This window comes from Streptomyces sp. NPDC024632 (assembly GCF_055559175.1).
This window is the reverse complement of the sequence record NZ_JBVHLD010000008.1, coordinates 266,262-283,275: the sequence shown is the minus strand read 5'-3', so window position 1 is coordinate 283,275 and position 17,014 is coordinate 266,262. Positions and strand designations below refer to the sequence as shown.

Genomic DNA, 17,014 nt, shown 5'->3' with positions numbered 1-17,014 from the left:
TGTCCGAGGGGTGGCGCGGGGGGAGCCGCGCCACCGATTCCTCCTGACCGAGGGTCAGAACGCCCCGCCGACCGACGCCTTGGCGTTGGACTCGTCGTAGGCGCGGTCCGAGATGATGACGTTCTCCGGGATCGCCTCGCCGCTGTAGAACTTCTGCGCGGTGGCGAAGGCCAGCGGGCCGAAGCGCGGGTTGGACTCGATCACCGCGTTGTACGTGCCGTTGACGATCGCCTGCACGGCGTTGCGGGTGCCGTCGACCGAGACGACCTTGACGTCCTTGCCCGGGTTCTTGCCCGCGCTCTTGAGCGCGGTGACCGCGCCGAGGCCCATCTCGTCGTTCTCCGCGTAGACCGCGGTGATGCCCGGCTTGGACTGGATGAGCTGCTCCATGACCTGCTGGCCCTTGTCACGGGTGAAGTCACCGGTCTGCTGGGCGACGACCTTCAGGCCGGGCGCCTTGGCGGCGATCTCGTCCACGAAGCCCTTGGTGCGGTCGGTGGTCACGTTGTTGCCCGAGGAGCCGAGCAGGATCGCGACCTGGCCCTTGCCGCCGGTGGCCTTGATCATGGCGTCCGCCGCGCGCTTGCCCTGCTCGACGAAGTCCGAGCCGAGGAAGGTGACGTAGTCCTTGCAGGACGTGGCGTTGATCTTCCGGTCGATGGTGATCACCGGCACGTGCTTGGCGGCGGCGGCCTTCAGCGCCGGGTCCAGGCCGTCGGAGTTGAGCGGCGCGACGATCAGGAGCTGCGCGCCCTGCGCGAGCATGTCCTGGATGTCGCTGATCTGCTTGGGGAGTTGGGACTGCGCGTCGGTGGTCAGCAGCTTCTTCACGCCGAGCTTGGCGGCCTCGTCCTTGATGGACTGGGTCTCGGCGATACGGAACGGGTTGTCCTCCTTCTCCGACTGGGAGAAGCCCACCACCGCGTTCTTCAGGTCGAGCTTGGGGGCGCCGTACGCCGTCAGGGTGCAGCCCGCGCCGGACGCCGTCGGGTCCGTGGTGACCTGCTGCTGCGCCGCCTGGTCCGAGCCGGAGGGGGAGGCGCCCTTGTCACTGGACTCCGACTTGGAGCAGCCGGTGGCGGCCAGCCCTGCGGTGGCCAGCAGCAGACAGGTGGCGGCCAGTGCGCGGGTTCTGTGGTTCGTCATGCTCACGACACTCCTTGGTCGCGACGGCAGCGGCCGTCGAGTCGTACGTGGGTCCGGCTCCGTGCCGGGGCGGGTGCGCTTCCGGGGTCCGGTCCGGGCTCCCCGAGGAGGCGGTATGGCGTGCGGAGATGGCGGCGCTCCGGGGGTGGGAACGCCCGTTCCCTCCCTCGGCTTTACAACGTTATATACGCGCGGCGGCACCTCGACAACCCGTCGTTCCCGATGTTTCCAAAATGCTTCCCACCGCTGTGATCCGTGCTCAGGCAACAACCCCGACAGGCCCGTACGACTTCTGTCGCTGCTCTGGACATGCCCATCCCTGCGTGCTGTCATTCCGGGTGGCACCGCCGTTTCCAACGTTGGAAGGACCGTCGCCGCCAGGGTTCGCGCCCCCGCAGCGCCCCACCCGAAGCCACCAGGAGCCACCCCCCATGCCCCTGAACCGTCGTCAGTTCGCACTCACCGCACTCGCCGCCGGCACCGCAGGGCTCCAACTGCGGTTCGCGGGCGGCGCCCAGGCCGCCCCCACCCCCGCCGCGGCCCGGGTCGCCCCCGCCCGCGGCGGCCTCTACGCGCCGAACGCCGCACCGCTGGCCCCCACCGCCTTCCTGCGGCTGCCGCCCGGCGCCGTCACCGCGCGCGGCTGGCTCGACGGCCAACTGCGCCTCCAACTCGCCGGTCTGTGCGGCCGGTACGCCGACATCTCGCACTTCCTCGCCATGGACAACAGCGGCTGGGCGCACCCTGACCGCGCCGGCTGGGAGGAAGTGCCGTACTGGCTGCGCGGCTATGTCGACCTCGCCGTGCTCACCCAGGACGCCACCGCGCTGGCCGCCGTACGCCGCTGGATCGACGCCATCGTGGCCACCCGGCAGTCCGACGGCTTCTTCGGCCCGACGGCCCTGCGCACCTCGCTCGGCGGCGGCCCCGACTTCTGGCCGTTCCTCCCGCTGACCTGGGCACTGCGCAACTGGCAGGAGTACAGCGGGGACACCAGGATCATCCCGCTGCTGTCCGCCTTCTTCCGCTACATGAACGCCCAAGGCCCCGGTGCCTTCAACCAGAGCTGGGTGTCGGTGCGTTGGGGCGACGGCCTGGACAGCGTCTTCTGGCTCTACAACCGCACCGGCGAGAGCTATCTGCTCGACCTCGCCGACAAGATCCACGCGGGCGGCGCCAACTGGGTCAACAACCTTCCGTCGCTGCACAACGTCAACATCGCCCAGGGCTTCAGGGAACCGGCGCAGTACGCGCTCCGCTCGCCGTCCAACGCCCTCACCCAGGCCGCCTACCAGAACTACACCGCGGTGATGTCCGCCTACGGCCAGTTCCCCGGCGGCGGCTTCGCGGGCGACGAGAACGCCAGACCCGGCTTCGGCGACCCCCGGCAGGGCTTCGAGACCTGCGGCATCGTGGAGTTCATGGCCAGCCACCAGTTGCTGGCCCGGATCACCGGTGACCCGCTGTGGGCCGACCGCTGCGAGGACCTGGCATTCAACTCACTGCCCGCGGCCCTCGACCCGGCGGGCAAGGGCGTGCACTACATCACCAGCGCCAACAGCGTCGATCTGAACAACACCCCTAAGACGCAGGGGCAGTTCCAGAACGGCTTCGCCATGCAGTCCTTCCAGCCGGGCGTCGACCAGTACCGCTGCTGCCCGCACAACTACGGCATGGGCTGGCCGTACTTCACCGAGGAGCTGTGGCTCGCCACCCCCGACAACGGCCTGGCCGCCGCGATGTACGCACCGAGCAGCGTCACGGCCAAGGTCGCCGACGGCACCTCGGTCACCATCACCGAGACCACCGACTACCCCTTCGCGGACACGGTCACGCTCAAGATCACCGCACCGCGCGCCCTGGCCTTCCCGCTGTACCTGCGGGTCCCCGGCTGGTGCTCCGCCCCGCGCGTCACCGTCAACGGCCAAGCGGTCAGCGCCCCTTCGGGACCCGCCTTCACCAAGATCAGCCGCACCTGGAACAGCGGGGACACCGTCACCGTCCAGCTCCCGCAGCAGACCACCGTCCGCACCTGGTCCGCCAACCACGGCGCCGTCTCCGTCGACCACGGACCGCTCACGTACGCGCTGAACATCGGTGAGAACTATGTGCGGTACGCGGGCAACGCCGAGTTCCCCGAGTACGAGGTGCACGCCACCACACCCTGGAACTACGGGCTCGCGCTCGACTCCGGGTCCCCGTCCTTCACCAAGTCGGGCGGCTCACTGGCCGCCAACCCCTTCACGCACGACGGCACGCCGGTACGGATCACCGTGCCCGCCCGCCGTATCGCCGAGTGGAAGGCGGACGGACAGCAGGTCGTCAACCCGCTCCAGACCAGCCCGGCCCGCAGCACCGCGGCCGTCGAGACCGTCACACTGATCCCGATGGGCGCCGCCCGGCTGCGGATCTCCGCCTTCCCCACCGCCACCCCCAACGGCACCCCGTGGGCACCGGCAGGCGACTACCTGAGGATCTGGAACAAGAATTCCAACAAGGTCATGGGCGTCGACCTGATGTCGACCGCGAACAGCGCGCACGTCGTGCAGTTCGACGACAACGGCACCGCCGACCACCTGTGGCAGCTCGTCGACAACGGCGACGGCTGGTACCGCATCCGCAACCTCAACTCGCAGAAAATGCTGGGCGTGGACCTGATGTCGACCGCGAACAGCGCCCAGGTGGTGCAGTTCGACGACAACGGGACCGCCGACCACCTGTGGCAGCTCGTGGCCAACGGCGACGGCTGGTACCGCATCCGCAACAAGAACTCGGGAAAGGTGCTCGGCGTCGACCTGATGTCGACGGCCAACAGCGCGCCGGTCGTGCAGTACGACGACAACGGCACCGCCGACCACCTGTGGCAACTGCGCTGAGCCCCCGGCTCCCCCCACCCCCGCTCCGCTCTCCTTCCCCCCACCTCTGAGGACGGACTCCCGTGACCCCCGACGACTCCGCGACCCCGCACGCCCGCCCCGGACGCCGCGAACTCCTGCGCTGGAGCGGCGCGTTGACCGCCGCCGCGGCCACCGGCGGCTGGCTCGCCGCCGTGCCCGCACAAGCCGCCACAGCGAACGCCGTCACCGCGACGGCCGTTCCGGGCGCGGCCCCGCACGCCGCCCAGGCGGCGGCCTCCACCTTCAGCCCGCTGCGCCCGCCCGCCGTACCGCTGGCCGTCCGCTCGCCGTACCTGTCGACCTGGCTGCCCGCCGACAACCTCGCGGGGACCTGGCCCGCCTTCTGGACCGGCCACGTCACCGCGCTGTGCGGTCTCGCCCGGATCGACGGCGCGGCTTACGTCTTCCTCGGCAACCCCGCGCTGCCCGGCGGCCCCGCGCTCACCACCATGCAGCAGGTGTCGCTGCAACTCACCGCCACCCGCTCGGTCTACCAGCTCAGCGGCGGCGGCGTGACGCTCACCGTCACCTTCTTCTCACCCGTCGACGTCGGCGATCTCCAGCGCCAGTGCGTACCGCTCAGCTACGTCACCGTGCGGGCCGCGAGCAACGACGGCCGCTCCCACACCGTGGACGTCCACCTCGACGCCTCCGGCGAGTGGGTGCACAACAACGTCGCCACGCCCATCACGTGGGACCGCACGACCACCGGCCGGATGACCGTGCTCAGCGCGGAACCCGCCACCCCGGGCGTCCTTCAGGAGAGCGGCGACCAGGCGTCCTGGGGACGGCTCGTGCTGGCCACCGCCACCGGCGGCGCGGTGACCCATCAGATCGGCCAGGACACCGTGGTGCGCGCGGCCTCGGCGGGCACCGGGCGGCTCGACGGCTCGGTGGACACCGCCAAGCCGCGCGCGATCAACGACCGATGGCCGGTGCTCGGCCTCAACCGGGACTTCGGCACCGTCGACTCCGGTACACCGTCGGCGGAGTTCACCGTCGTCCTCGGCCATGTCCGCACCCCCGCCGTCACCCACCTCGGCGCACAACTCCAGCCCTGGTGGACGCACTACTGGAGCTCCTGGACCGCGATGGTGGACTGGTTCGACGCCGACCGCGGCGCCGCGCTGACCGCCGCGACCGCCCTCGACCAGAAGATCCACGACGACGCGGTCACCGCGGCCGGCGGCGGAAGCACCGGCGACCACTACGCCGCCGTCTGCGCCCTCGCGCTGCGCCAGGCCGTCGCGGGCACCGAACTGGTCGACCGCGACGGCGGCCCCTGGGCGTTCTTGAAGGAGATCTCCTCCAACGGCGACATGTCCACCGTCGACGTGATCTACCCCGCCTTCCCCGCCTACCTCTACCTCTCCCCGGCCTACCTGCGACTGGTGCTCGAACCGCTCTTCCACTACGTCGAACACGGCGGCTGGTCACAGGACTTCGCACCGCACGACCTCGGCACCTACCCCAACGCCTTTGGCCGCGCCGACGGCAACGAGGAGAGCATGCCGGTCGAGGAGTCCGCGAACATGCTCATCATGGTCGCGGCGATCGTCCAGCGGCTGCCCACCGCTGACGGCGCGTCATACGCCGCCGCCCACTACGCGGTGCTGCGCCGCTGGGCCGAGTACCTGGTCGCCAACACCCTCGACCCCGGCTACCAGAACCAGACCGACGACTTCACCGGCTTCATCGCGCACAGCGCCAACCTCGCGCTCAAGGGCATGGTCGGCATCGGCGCGATGGGCGTCATCGCCGCCGCCACCGGCAACACCGCGGACGCCGCCCGCTACCGCTCGGTCTCCCGCGGCTACCTCAGCCAGTGGACCACCCTCGCCCAGGACTCCTCCGGCACCCACCTCAAACTGGCCTACGACCAGGACGGCACCTGGAGCCTGAAGTACAACGGCTTCCCCGACCGGCTGCTCGGCCTCGACCTGGTCCCGGTCGGCTTCGCCGAACAGGAGGCCAACTGGTACGCCTCCCACGCCGGCACTTACGGCATCGAACTCGACCCGCGCAACGACTACACCAAGGCCGACTGGGAACTGTGGACGGCGGCCTGGCTCGCCGACCGGCCCGGCGTCCGCGACCTGCTCGTCAACGGCGTCTACGCCTACGCCGACACCACCGGACAGCGCGTCCCGTTCAGCGACTGGTACACCGTGGCCAGCGCCGCCCAACGCGGCTTCCAGGCCCGCCCGGTGGTGGGCGGCGCGCTGGCCCTGCTCCTGAAACCCGCCGCGTCCACCGTGGTGTGGTGCCGGATCCAGAACCGCAACTCCGGCAAGGTGCTCGCCGTTTCCGGCATGTCCCGCGCCGACACCGCCGAGGTCACCCAGTACGCCGACAACGGCACCGCCGACCACGTCTGGACCGTGCTCGACAACGGCGACGGCACCGTACGCATCATCAACCGCAACAGCGGCAAAGCGCTCGCCGTCCACGACCAGAGCCTCGACGACGGCGCCCACGTCCAGCAGTACCAGGACAACGGAACGCCCGACCACCTGTGGCGGATCGTCGACAACGGCGACGGCTGGAAGAAGATCGTCAACGTCCGCTCGGGCAAGGTCCTCGCGGTCGACGGCATGTCCCAGGCCGACGCCGCCCAGGTCACCCAGTGGACCGACAACGGCAGCGCCGACCACCTGTGGCGGATGATCTGAGCGCCCTCGCCCGACCGCTCAGCAGGGATCGCGCCACGCGTCCAGCGAAAGGTGCTTCACCATCGAACTGAGCCCCAACTTCCTCGCCTGAGAGCAGAACTGACCGGCCTTCAGCTTGTACTCGACGTGGAAGACCGGCTTGTCCGCCGCGATGAAAGGCGCCATCTGCGCACACTCGTCGTACTGCGCGCACTCCTCGTTGACCGCGAAGTCGAAGTACCGCACGAGCGTGGCCACCTGGCCTACGTCGTTCTTCAGACCGACGGCCAGCCCACGCTCGTGCGCCAGGTCGGCGATCATCCGGTTGTACGTGATCTGCTGAGCGGCCGTCAGCGGAAAGCCGGTGGTGTTCGCGTAGCCGTCCATCAGGTCGGGCTCCACCGCGTCGAAGCCCTTCTCGCGGCACATGTCGAAGCGGGCGGCCATCAGCGGGCGCAGGACGTCCACCCGGCGGATGTCCAGCCAGCGTTCGCCGTCCCAGCCGTCGCCCTCGCCGCGCACCGACGCGGGGAATTTCCCGCTGTCGGGGCGGAAGGACTCCCACGCCCCGACGTTGATGTAGCAGATCACCTTGCGCCCGGCCGCGTGCAGCTTCCTGACCACCTCGGCGCCGTTCTCGAAGCCGTCGATGTCGTAGACCGGTACGTCCACCGAGGTGTCGACCGTGCCGCTGAGCTGCCACTGCCAGGGAGTGCGGGCGCGCGGATGCCAGTACGCGGGCGCGCCCCGCCCGGTCGCCGCGTGCGTGGGCGTACCTTCCGGGGCGCTCGCCGGGCCGGTCGTGGCGGGGCTCGACGCGGCGCCCTTCGCGGGCCCGGACGCGGTCACCGAGGGACTGCCGCCCGCCGTGCCCCCGCCGTCCGTACCTCCACCTCCGCCACCGTCCCCGTCACCCGACGACGAGCAGGCCGCCAGCACGAGCAGCAGGGCGGCGGTCACCGTGCGCACGGTGAGATTCAGCGCCGTACGGCGGGCGGTCATACGTTTCCTCCGATCGGGACGGGCGCGGTCCGCCACGGATTGGGCGGCAGACCGGGGACCGCGCAGCGCACGGCCGCACCGCGCAGCGCCGCCAGCCGGGCCGCCCGCCCCGCGAGACCGTCGGGCACCCCGTACACCAGATGGCAGAACCGTTCGGCCGGATGCCCGGCCGTCCAGCGCGGCACGCCCGCGCCCTGGTAGTCGTCCCAGGTCCCCTCGAAGGTCACGAGCAGGTCGCAGAGACGGGCGTAGCCGGGATCGGGGTGCACCCCTGGATTGAACACCACCGTCCGCGCCCCGCAGAGCCGGGCCGTCCTGGCCAGCCACCGGTAGTACGGGATCCGCCGCGCGTCGGACGCCACCCGGTCGAAGAACACGCCGTCGGTGGCGTACCAGGCCCGGTGCCTGCGCAGATCGCGGTAGACCGTGTGCGCCGGGCGGGCCGCGTAGTCGGTGTCGACATAGCCGAGCACCGGCGCCCCGGCCTCCCGCAACCGCCGCGCGGCGAGCGTGTACACCGGGTCCGGCCGGTCGCCGGGACCGTCCGCGGCGTTGAGCACCACCCCGTACAGGGCCGGTGCCGCGTCCTCCAGGGCCTGCCACGCGGCCGGGTCCACTGCCGGGTGGACGTACAGCGGCACGAGCAGCGAGCCCGCGGAGGGCGCGGGGGAGCCATGGCTCACGGTGAGATCCTGACCGGCTCGCCCGGCACCGCCGCCCACAGGGCGGTGAGCGCGTCCCGCAGCGTCCGCGTGGGCTGCCAGCCCAGCGCGTACGCCGCGAGCGTGATGTCCGCCTGGTGCCAGGACACCCCGGCCGAGCGCTCCGAGCCCCGCCCCGACTCCTCCAGCCGGCCGGTGAAGCCGCTGACCGAGGCCAACTCCGCCGCCAGCATGCGCACTTGGGTCGCCTCGCCCGAGCCGATGTTGACCACGGGCGGCACCGAGCCGGGCGCGGCCACCGCGAGGGCCACCGCGTCCGCCACGTCGTCCGCGGCGACGAAGTCGCGGTACGCGGCCAGACTGCCGGTGCGCACCACCCCTTCGCGCGGCGCCTCGCGGAAGGCGGCGGCCAGCCTGCCGGGCAGCCCGGAGGTCGGCGAGCCCGCGCCGACCGGGTTGAAGACCCGCAGCACCACCGCGTCGAGGCCCGAGCCGGTCACGGCGAGGGTGCCCGCCAGCTTGGCCGCCCCGTAGACGCCCTCCGGCCGGGCGGGCGCCGACTCCGCCAGTGCGGCGCCGGGCTCCGCCGGTCCGTACTCGGCCGCCGAGCCCAGGTGCACCAGCCGCGCCGACGGCGTGGCGAGCGCCATCGCCTCGCACAGCGCGGCCGGCCCCCGCGCGTTGGTCGCGCACAGCGTGCTGGCGCGGCCCGCCACCACGCCCGCGCAGTCGACCACCGCGTCGGGGGCCAGCGCGGCGAGCCGCCGGGCCAGGACGTCGACCGGCACGGTCGCCAGGTCGGCCGCCAGATCGAGTCCGGCGCCGCCCTTCGGACCGCCCCGCGCGCCGCCCTTGGCGCCGTCCCCCGCGCCCCGCCCGCCGCGCAGGATCCGCGCACCGGGCGTCCGCTGGAGCCGCGCGGTCACCCGGGAGCCCAGGAAACCGCCACAGCCCAGTACGAGAATCCGCGTCCGCGTCATGTCCCCTCACGCCCCCTTGAGCAACAGGCCGCGACGGCTGCTGAATTCGGCGTTCGCCCGGTCGTAGTCGTCGGGGCGGCCGATGTCGAGCCAGTAGCCGTCGAAGTCGAAGGCCCGCGGCTGCGCACCCGCGGCCAGCAGATCGAGCACCACCTCGTCGAAGCCCAGCGGCAGACCGGGGGTGTAGCGCAGGAGCGTGCTCCGGGAGACCCCGTACACCCCCATCGACACCCGGTAGTCCATGCTCGGCTTCTCGGTGAAGGCGACCACCCGCCCGTCGTCGGTGCTGAGCACCCCGAAGTCGATGTTCACGGTACGGGCGTAGGTGGCGATGGTGAGCGGCGCGCCCGTGCCCCGGTGCTGGTCGAGGACGGCGGAGAAGTCGAGGTCGGTGAGCACGTCGCCGTTCATCACCAGGAAGTGTTCGGGGAGTTGGTCGATCATCGTGAGCAGCGGGCCCATCGTGCCCAGCGGACTGTCCTCGGTCACGTAGTCGACCTCGATGCCCCACTGGGAGCCGTCCCCGACGTACGCGCGGATGATGTTGCCGAGGTGGCCGATGGCGATGGTGCAGCGGCGGAAGCCGAAGCCCGCGAGCTGGCGCATCACGATCTCCAGGATCGCGTGGCTGTCGCCGATCGGCACCAGTGGCTTGGGCAGTGCGGTGGTGTACGGCCGGAGCCTCACGCCTTTGCCCCCGGCGAGAATGACTGCGTGCATGGTGGTCCCCCCTGCGGTTGGTTGTCAGCGGTTCTCTGCTGCGATGAGAGTGGTCAACAGGTGCCCGGCGCGGCGCTGATGAGGCGGCGTCAGACGTTGTACGCGGTGGTCTTGTAACGGGCCAGGTGGGCTGGGTCGCGGAAGAAGTCGATGGTGTGCGCCAGCCCGTCCTCCAGGCTGTGGGCCGGTCGCCAGCCCGTGGCCTCGCGCAGCCGGGTCGCGTCGCAGACCAGCCGCATGACCTCGGAACCGGCGGGCCGCAGCCGCTGCGCGTCCTCGCGCACCAGCAGCTCGGTGTCCATCAGCTTGCCGATCAGCCGCACCAGGTCGCCGACCGAGATCTCGCCGCCCGTACCGGCGTTGAAGGTCCGGCCGACCACCTTCTCGGCGGGCGCGGTGCCGACCGCGACGAAGGCCGCTGCGGTGTCCTTGACGTAGCTGAAGTCCCTGGTCGGCCGCAGGTCCCCGAGCGTCACCTCCCGCTCGCCCGCCGCGACCTGGCCGATCACCGTCGGGATCACCGCGCGCATCGACTGCCGCGGCCCGAAGGTGTTGAACGGCCGCAGTGTCACCACCGGCGTCTCGAAGCTGGCGTGGTAGCTGTCCGCCAGCCGGTCCCCGCCCGCCTTCGACGCGGCGTACGGCGACTGCGTGACGATCGGGTGGTCCTCGGTGATCGGCACGGTCCGCGCGGTGCCGTACGTCTCGCTGGTGGAGGTGTGCACCAGCCGCGGGACGCCGAACTCCCTTACGGCTTCGAGGACGTTGAGGGTACCGGACACATTGGTGTCCACATAGCTGCGCGGCGCGCGGTACGAGTACGGGATCGCGATCAGCGCGGCCAGGTGGTAGACGGTGTCGCTGTCGGCGACCAGGTCCCGTACGGAACCGGAGTCGCGGACGTCGCCGAGGACCACCTCGACCCGGTCCAGCACGTCGGGCGCGAGCACTTCGAGCCAGCCGTGGGACGAGAACGAGTTGTACTGCACCATCGCGCGGACGCGGCGCCCGGAGGCGACCAGCGCCTCCACCAGGTGCGAGCCGATGAAGCCTTCCGCGCCGGTGACGGCGACGGGTGTCTCGGTGGACACGGATGAATCTCCTTCTGCGGAGGGTCGGTTGGAGTGGTGAGGTCGGAGGTCGGTGGTGTGCGGCGCGGGTGTGCGCGCCGCGGACGCGGGGTCAGCGGTGGGTGGTCACGCGGCCGGTCATCGTGAAGGCCGCCGTGAGCAGGACGGCGGCGGCTCCCGCGCAGACCAGGCCGAGTACGGTCCCGGCCGTCGCGGTGTGCGCCGCCAGCAGCACGACCGCCGTCAGGACGGCGGCGGCGAGCACGTAACTCCCCGTCCACGCCCGGCCGCAGGACTGGAGGAGCAGCGACAGCCACAGCGTGCCGCCGAGGGCCAGCAGCACCGACAGGTGCGCCGGGTTCCAGGCGGCGGCGCCGGGCACGACCGCCGCCTCGACGGCCGCGAGCGCGGCCAGCGCGACGGCGTAGAGCGCGAGACAGCCCGCCAGCACGCGCCACGACCTGGCGAGCAGCCGCTCGTGCACGGTCGTCCCGCGCAGGGCGGTCAGACACCGGCTGCGGAAGCGGAAGAGCAGCCATTCGGCGACGCCCATGCTCACCGTGAGCGCGGCCACGAACTCCCCGGTGAGCGCCGCCGCGACCACCAGCGCGCCGCCCGCGAGCCCCGCCATCCCGTGCGGCAGCGACAGATACGGCGACAGGCCCTTGGCGTCGGTGACGCCGTCGTCGGCCCGCCACAGCAGCCGGGCCGCCTCCGGCAGGGTCCGGAGCGAGGAGACGAGCCCGGTGCGGGTGTCTGTGCCGGGTCCGGCTGCCCCGCGGCCGAATCGGCCGGGTGTGGTGGGGGTGTCCGTGCCGGGTCCGGCTGCCCTGCGGCCGAATCGGCCGGGTGTGGTGCGGGTGTCCGTATTGGTCATGGCGGACCCGCGGACGAACCGGCTTGCGCGAGAGCGCAGTTGGGCGCCGCGGTCGGCGCGCACACGCTCGCGCCAGGGCGCGCGCGGCGGCTTGGCGGGCCCGCGCTCGGGCGGCTCGCCGGTCAGGGCGGTGCGCAGCGCGGTGGCGAGGGCCGCCCCGCCGGCCGCCGCCGCGGTGACGACCAGGACGGCGGCGACAGCGGGCGACGGCAGGCCGCCGGCCCCGCAGGCGACCGCGACGGCGAGCGGCGTCAGGACGTAGAGGAGGGAGCGCTCGCGGCCGAGCACGAGCAGGACGGTCGCGGACGCGACGTACACCGACTGGCCGGCCGCGAAGGCGAGGGCGGAGAGATGGCCGGGGCCCGCGACGGCCGCGGCGGCGGCGCCGGCCAGGCAGGCCCCGACCGCCGCGCCGGTGACCAGGCAGCGCGCGGCGGCCCGCGGGCGCTGGGCGAGGAGGTGCAGGTGCGCGCGGTGCGCGAGCGCCTGGTTCCAGCCCCACCCGCACAGCGCCGCCGCGCCCCACGCGGCGACCGCGCGGGACACCCCGAACGGCCCGTCGTCGCCGCCCGCCCAGCGCCCGCCGAGCACATAGGCGACGCCGGGCAGCGCGAAGGTCAGGCCGCGCAGTACGCAGCGCCACACGTCGACCTGCCACGGGTCGTCGGCGGGCTCGGGCTCGGGGAAGCGCCGCGGCACCGTCTCGAACAGCTCCCGCGCGAGCGAGAACAGGTCCGGGTGCCCGTAGCGGCCGGTGATCTGCTCGTCGGTCAGCCCCTCGGATTCCAGCACCGCCGCGATCTCGTCGGGATGCACGGCCGCCGAGCACGCCGCCGACAGCCGCTCCGCCAGCTCCGCGACCGGGTCGCCGACCGCCCAGGACGGCACCCGGCGCGGGCGCGGCAGCTCGTGCAGCGCGGCCATACCGCCGCCCGCGACCCTGCTGAGCAGGGACATCGGCCCGCTCACCGGCCGTCCCCGACAGCCCGCACACCGACGACTGTCACGTCATCGGCGTTCTCAGCGGCGGCTGTTGACAGTCCATCAGCTTCGGCGTCCGCTGAACCCCCGCGCCAGACACGGGACATCCAGGTGACACCGCCGTAGATCTGCGCGCCGCGGTCCTCGACCCGGCTCAGTCCCGTGTAGATCCCCCGGAAGGCGTCAATCGTCTGACGGAGCGTGAACTGGTCGATGACCCGCAGCCGCGCCTCCCAGCCCATCGAGGCGCGCCGCGCCGGATCGCGCAGCAGCTCGACCGCGGCCCGCGCCATCGCCTTCGGATCGCGCGGCGGCACGACGAGACCGGTGTCGCCCACGGCCTCCCGTACCCCGCCGACATCGGTCGACACGGTGCACCGCCCGCAGGACATCGCCTCGATGAGGGTGAAGGGGAAACCCTCGCTGATGCTGGAGAGCATCACGACCTGCCCGGCCGCGTACGCGGTGCGGATGTCGTCCACCCGACCCTCGAAGGTGACCGCGTCGGCCGCGCCGACCGTCGCCGCCAGTGCCTCGCACCGCTCGCGGTACGCCTCGCCGCCGCGCGGAGTGCCGCCGAAGATCCGCAGCCGCGCGGCGGGTATCTCGGCCCTGACCAGCGCGAAGGCGCGGATCAGCGTCTCCAGGTCCTTGATCGGGTCGATCCGCCCCGCCCAGGTGAGCGTCGGCACCTCCGGCTCGGGACCGGCCATCGGGAACGCCCCGGGATCGACTCCGTTGTAGACGGTACGGATCCGGTCAGGCGCCGCGCCGCCGTGCTCCTCCCACCGCCGGTTGTAGCGGTTGCCCGGCGTGATCAGCGCACTGTTGCGGTACGTCTCGCGCGACAGCAGCCGGAAGAAGGTGAGCAGCAGCGCCTTGACCGGCCAGCGGTACGGGCCCGTGCGGTAGCCGAGATAGCGTTCGCGCTGGTAGACGCCGTGCTCGGTGAGCAGCAGCGGAGTGTCGTACCGCTCGTGCGCCACCAGTCCCGGCAGCGTGGCCAGCCCGCCGCTGACGGCGTGCGCGACCTGACCCGGCGGCGGTACCACGGCCAGCGGGCGCAGCGCGTGCTCCAGCAGATCGACGGCGCTGAGCGCGTCGGCCTGAGTCGGCACCGCGGCCGACACGGTCGTACCGGGGCGGCGCCACAGCCGGACCAGCGTCCGCACCGCCTCCTCCGAGCGCAGCCCGGCCGACAGCGCGCCCATGCCCGCCCACCCGGCGAGCGCGTACAGCGCGGGTCCGAAGTCCTCGTCGGGCGCCGCGGACCGGCCGCCGCGGGCCGGCGGCTCGTCCGCGCCGTCCTCGTGCAGCAGCGCCCGCAGAAAGCGTTCCCACACCGCGAGGAACGCGCGGCGGTCCCGGCCGCGCGGCGCCCTGCCCTCCGGCGCCTGCCCCCACAGCGGGACCACGTCGAGCCCGGTGACCTGCGCCGGGAGCGGCCAGACCGGGGTCTCGCGGCCGGTGCCCGTCACCGCGATCACCGAGAATTCGACGTCCGGCATCCCCTGGACCAACTGGTCGCACCACACGCTGACCCCGCCGGGGCTGTGCGGATACGTGCCCTCGGTCAGCAACGTCACCCGCGCGGTGCGCGAGGGCGGTGCGCCGAAGATTCTGTGCGTGGAAATCGTGTCCCCCCTGGACGTTCTCGTGTCACGGGGCGCCGGTGACCGTGCGGCGCCCTGGTACCGCGGGCGGGGCCGGGTACGCCCCGCCCGCGGGTGGGTCACTTCCCTGTGCTACTTCCTGGTGTGGTCGCCCGGTCCCACGGGCACGGCCTTGGCGACGCCCTTGGGCACCGGCAGATGGCCGACGGAAGCCTTGATCGTGATCGGCCCGAGCGAGACGTTCAGGTTGACCAGCGCGGGCACCGCGCCGGACGGCAGCGTCAGCGACACATTGCTCTGGAGCACGCCGGGCGTGGTCCAGCCGGACACCTTGCCCGCGTAGGAGGTGCCGAAGGCGGTCGTGCCGAGCAGTTGGGACTGTCGCGTACCGGCGGGCATCGTCGCGGTGATCTGCGTACCGCTCGGCGCGTTGACCGTCACCGCGTCACCGATCCGGTAGGCGGTCACCTGGCCGCCCTTCCACGCGGTGTCCCACGCCGCCCTGCGCTGCAACTCGGTGGCGATGTCCGAGGTCCGCAGGTTGACGGTCGGAGTGCTGGCGGCGAACAGCGACGCGTAGTCGCTGAGGATGCGCTCCAGCACCGGGTAGGCGATGCGGCCCTCCGCGAGGTTGGACTGGTGCATGAAGTGCGGGCGCGGGTTGTTGGCCAGCACGTGCCCGAGGTCGATCTTGGCCTCGAGCGGCACGATGTACGACGCGTAGCCGGTGTCGGTGTCCAACGGCGCGGTCAGACAGGTGGAGTTGCCCGAGGTCGCGCAGGCGCCGCTGCCGCCCTGGGCGGAGCTGGTGTAGATCCAGTTGTACTCGTCGGTCTCCTCCTGCGCCGTACCGGCGTTGTAGAAGACGTTCATCGGGAAGCGCGGCACGGTGACCGCGGGACCGACCTGACGCTGGCCCGGGTCGCGGGAGTTGTCGCTGGCCAGGTACTTCACGCCGAGCTGGGTCAGCGCGGGCGCGAGGTTCGGATTGTCGACCGGCTGCTGCGGCAGCACCTTGAGCCCGGAGTGCTCACCGGTCACCAGCTCCTGGTTGTTCAGCGACAGCCCGTGCGAGGCGGCCCAGTTGCGGTTGTCCTGCACCGAGGCCGTGATGTCGGCCTTGCTGACCCACTGGACATTCCCCGAGGCGTCCGTCCCGCAGACCCACGGCACCACGCTGACGTCCTGGACACAGCCGAGGAAGGGGTGCAGATACGTGTGGTTGACCCAGCGGTAGGCGCTCTTGTCGGCCAGGAGCTGGGTGGCCAGCGGGTCGACGGTGGTGTCGTGGTCGGCCTTCCAGTCCTCGCTGCCGCCGCCGTTGAAGACGAAGTCGAGGGTGAGGCCGTGCGCCTGCGACCACTGCTTGGCGTACTGCGCGTCCGCCGCGGTCATCCGGATCGGATCGGTGTCCTCACCGGTGCCGATCGGGCAGTCCACGTCGCCGGGCGTGCAGTTGAGGGTGGTGTTCCACCGGTCGTCGGCCAGGAAGATGTCGTCGACCTGCACCTCGAAGTAGTTGCGGTCGGCGCCGAGGTGGATGCCCTGGGTCATCCACTCCACGATCCCGCGCGCCAGCAGCCGGAACTGCTGCTGGTACTGGTTGTAGACGAACGGCAGCACCAACTCGCTGCGCCCGTCGTGGTTGTACTGCCCGACCAGCACACCGCGCGCCGAACTGTCCGGAATCGGCGCGTCGACCAGCGTGGTGAAGGCCGCCCCGGCGGCCTGGGCCGCCAGCGGCGTCGCGAGGAAGCCGTAACTCTCGGCCACGTTCGGGTCGTTGTCCTCGAAGGGCACCGCGCCCTTGAGGTAACCGAAGTCGCCCGCGGTGCCCTGCGCCGTCACCTGGCCCTGAATGCCGTCGAGTTGGCCGATGTACCCCGGATCCTGCGCGTAGTTCAGCCCGACGCCGGGCTGCGCGTAGGTGTACGCGTCCACCTGGCGGATGCCGAAGTCCGTCTCGTACGCCGCCAGTGCGGCCATCTCGGCGGAACCCGCCCCGAACGGGTTGTCGTTGGGCAGCACCACCGACTGGAACTTGGCGCGTGCCCGGCCGCTCACGGTGTCGCTGAGGTAGGCGGCGTTGATGGTCGGTCGGCCCGCCTGGTTGAGATCGATCCTCGTGTACGGGGTCCCCGCCCCGTCGAGTTCCGCGGTGATGGCCTGTGTCGCCGGTCCGCCGTCGTCGACGACCAGCACCCTCAGATCGATACGGGGCGGTGTCGCGGCCTGCGCCCCGCTCGGTGCCACCCCCAGGGCCACGAGAACCGCCGCTGAACTCAGAGCGGCAGCACGCAATGCTCTGCCCATAGTTTTCCTCCCCCGGAAGACGGCATGAATCGGCTCAGCGTCTTCCTACTGGCAGCGGCCGAATCCCGGCCGCAATTACGGGGACCATCGTGGGGCACGGTG

General features: G+C 72.0%; 11 protein-coding genes. 2 read left to right on the top strand and 9 right to left on the bottom strand.

Translation table 11 applies throughout. The features are described 5' to 3' along the window. Positions 1 to 54 precede the first annotated feature (54 nt). Positions 55 to 1,146 (bottom strand): ABC transporter substrate-binding protein, encoded by a 1,092-nt coding sequence (locus tag ACZ37P_RS19270; RefSeq protein ID WP_355347747.1) that lies wholly within the window; start codon positions 1,144 to 1,146, stop codon positions 55 to 57. 431 nt (positions 1,147 to 1,577) lie between these two features. On the opposite strand from ACZ37P_RS19270, the gene ACZ37P_RS19265 reads away from it, so the two are divergent. Both ACZ37P_RS19265 and ACZ37P_RS19260 read left to right on the top strand, forming a co-directional pair. Beyond that, entirely contained in the window at positions 1,578 to 4,022 is a 2,445-nt protein-coding gene (locus ACZ37P_RS19265) for a beta-L-arabinofuranosidase domain-containing protein (RefSeq protein WP_467347620.1), read from the top strand. 62 nt (positions 4,023 to 4,084) lie between these two features. Next, positions 4,085 to 6,715 carry a glutaminase domain-containing protein gene (locus tag ACZ37P_RS19260; RefSeq protein ID WP_467347618.1) on the top strand — a complete coding sequence of 877 codons (2,631 nt, stop codon included), beginning with the start codon at positions 4,085 to 4,087 and terminating at the stop codon, positions 6,713 to 6,715. 18 nt (positions 6,716 to 6,733) lie between these two features. On the opposite strand, the gene ACZ37P_RS19255 is transcribed toward ACZ37P_RS19260, so the two are convergent. From ACZ37P_RS19255 to ACZ37P_RS19220, 8 genes are all read right to left on the bottom strand, one after another. Further along, entirely contained in the window at positions 6,734 to 7,696 is a 963-nt protein-coding gene (locus ACZ37P_RS19255) for an endo alpha-1,4 polygalactosaminidase (protein WP_401855262.1), read from the bottom strand. Then, positions 7,693 to 8,379, bottom strand: coding sequence for a spherulation-specific family 4 protein (locus ACZ37P_RS19250; protein ID WP_401722698.1), 687 nt, complete (start codon positions 8,377 to 8,379; stop codon positions 7,693 to 7,695). Before ACZ37P_RS19250 ends, ACZ37P_RS19255 begins: the two co-directional genes overlap by 4 nt. Then, on the bottom strand, positions 8,376 to 9,338 hold the full coding sequence (locus tag ACZ37P_RS19245; RefSeq protein ID WP_467347617.1) for an NAD-dependent epimerase/dehydratase family protein: 963 nt from the start codon (positions 9,336 to 9,338) through the stop codon (positions 8,376 to 8,378). Before ACZ37P_RS19245 ends, ACZ37P_RS19250 begins: the two co-directional genes overlap by 4 nt. Positions 9,339 to 9,344: 6 nt before the next feature. Beyond that, positions 9,345 to 10,058: a sugar phosphate nucleotidyltransferase gene (locus ACZ37P_RS19240; protein ID WP_355347729.1), complete on the bottom strand. Its 714-nt coding sequence runs from the start codon at positions 10,056 to 10,058 to the stop codon at positions 9,345 to 9,347. An 89-nt stretch (positions 10,059 to 10,147) separates the two neighbouring features. After that, positions 10,148 to 11,149, bottom strand: a complete 1,002-nt coding sequence (locus ACZ37P_RS19235; RefSeq protein ID WP_391160661.1) for a GDP-mannose 4,6-dehydratase — start codon at positions 11,147 to 11,149, stop codon at positions 10,148 to 10,150. Positions 11,150 to 11,240: 91 nt separating this feature from the next. Then, positions 11,241 to 12,974 carry a hypothetical protein gene (locus ACZ37P_RS19230; protein ID WP_467347614.1) on the bottom strand — a complete coding sequence of 578 codons (1,734 nt, stop codon included), beginning with the start codon at positions 12,972 to 12,974 and terminating at the stop codon, positions 11,241 to 11,243. Further along, positions 12,971 to 14,572: a GT4 family glycosyltransferase PelF gene (pelF, locus tag ACZ37P_RS19225; protein WP_467347612.1), complete on the bottom strand. Its 1,602-nt coding sequence runs from the start codon at positions 14,570 to 14,572 to the stop codon at positions 12,971 to 12,973. The genes ACZ37P_RS19230 and pelF overlap by 4 nt, the downstream gene beginning before the upstream one ends. A gap of 159 nt (positions 14,573 to 14,731) precedes the next feature. Beyond that, entirely contained in the window at positions 14,732 to 16,912 is a 2,181-nt protein-coding gene (locus ACZ37P_RS19220) for a hypothetical protein (RefSeq protein ID WP_467347610.1), read from the bottom strand. Positions 16,913 to 17,014: the final 102 nt, after the last annotated feature.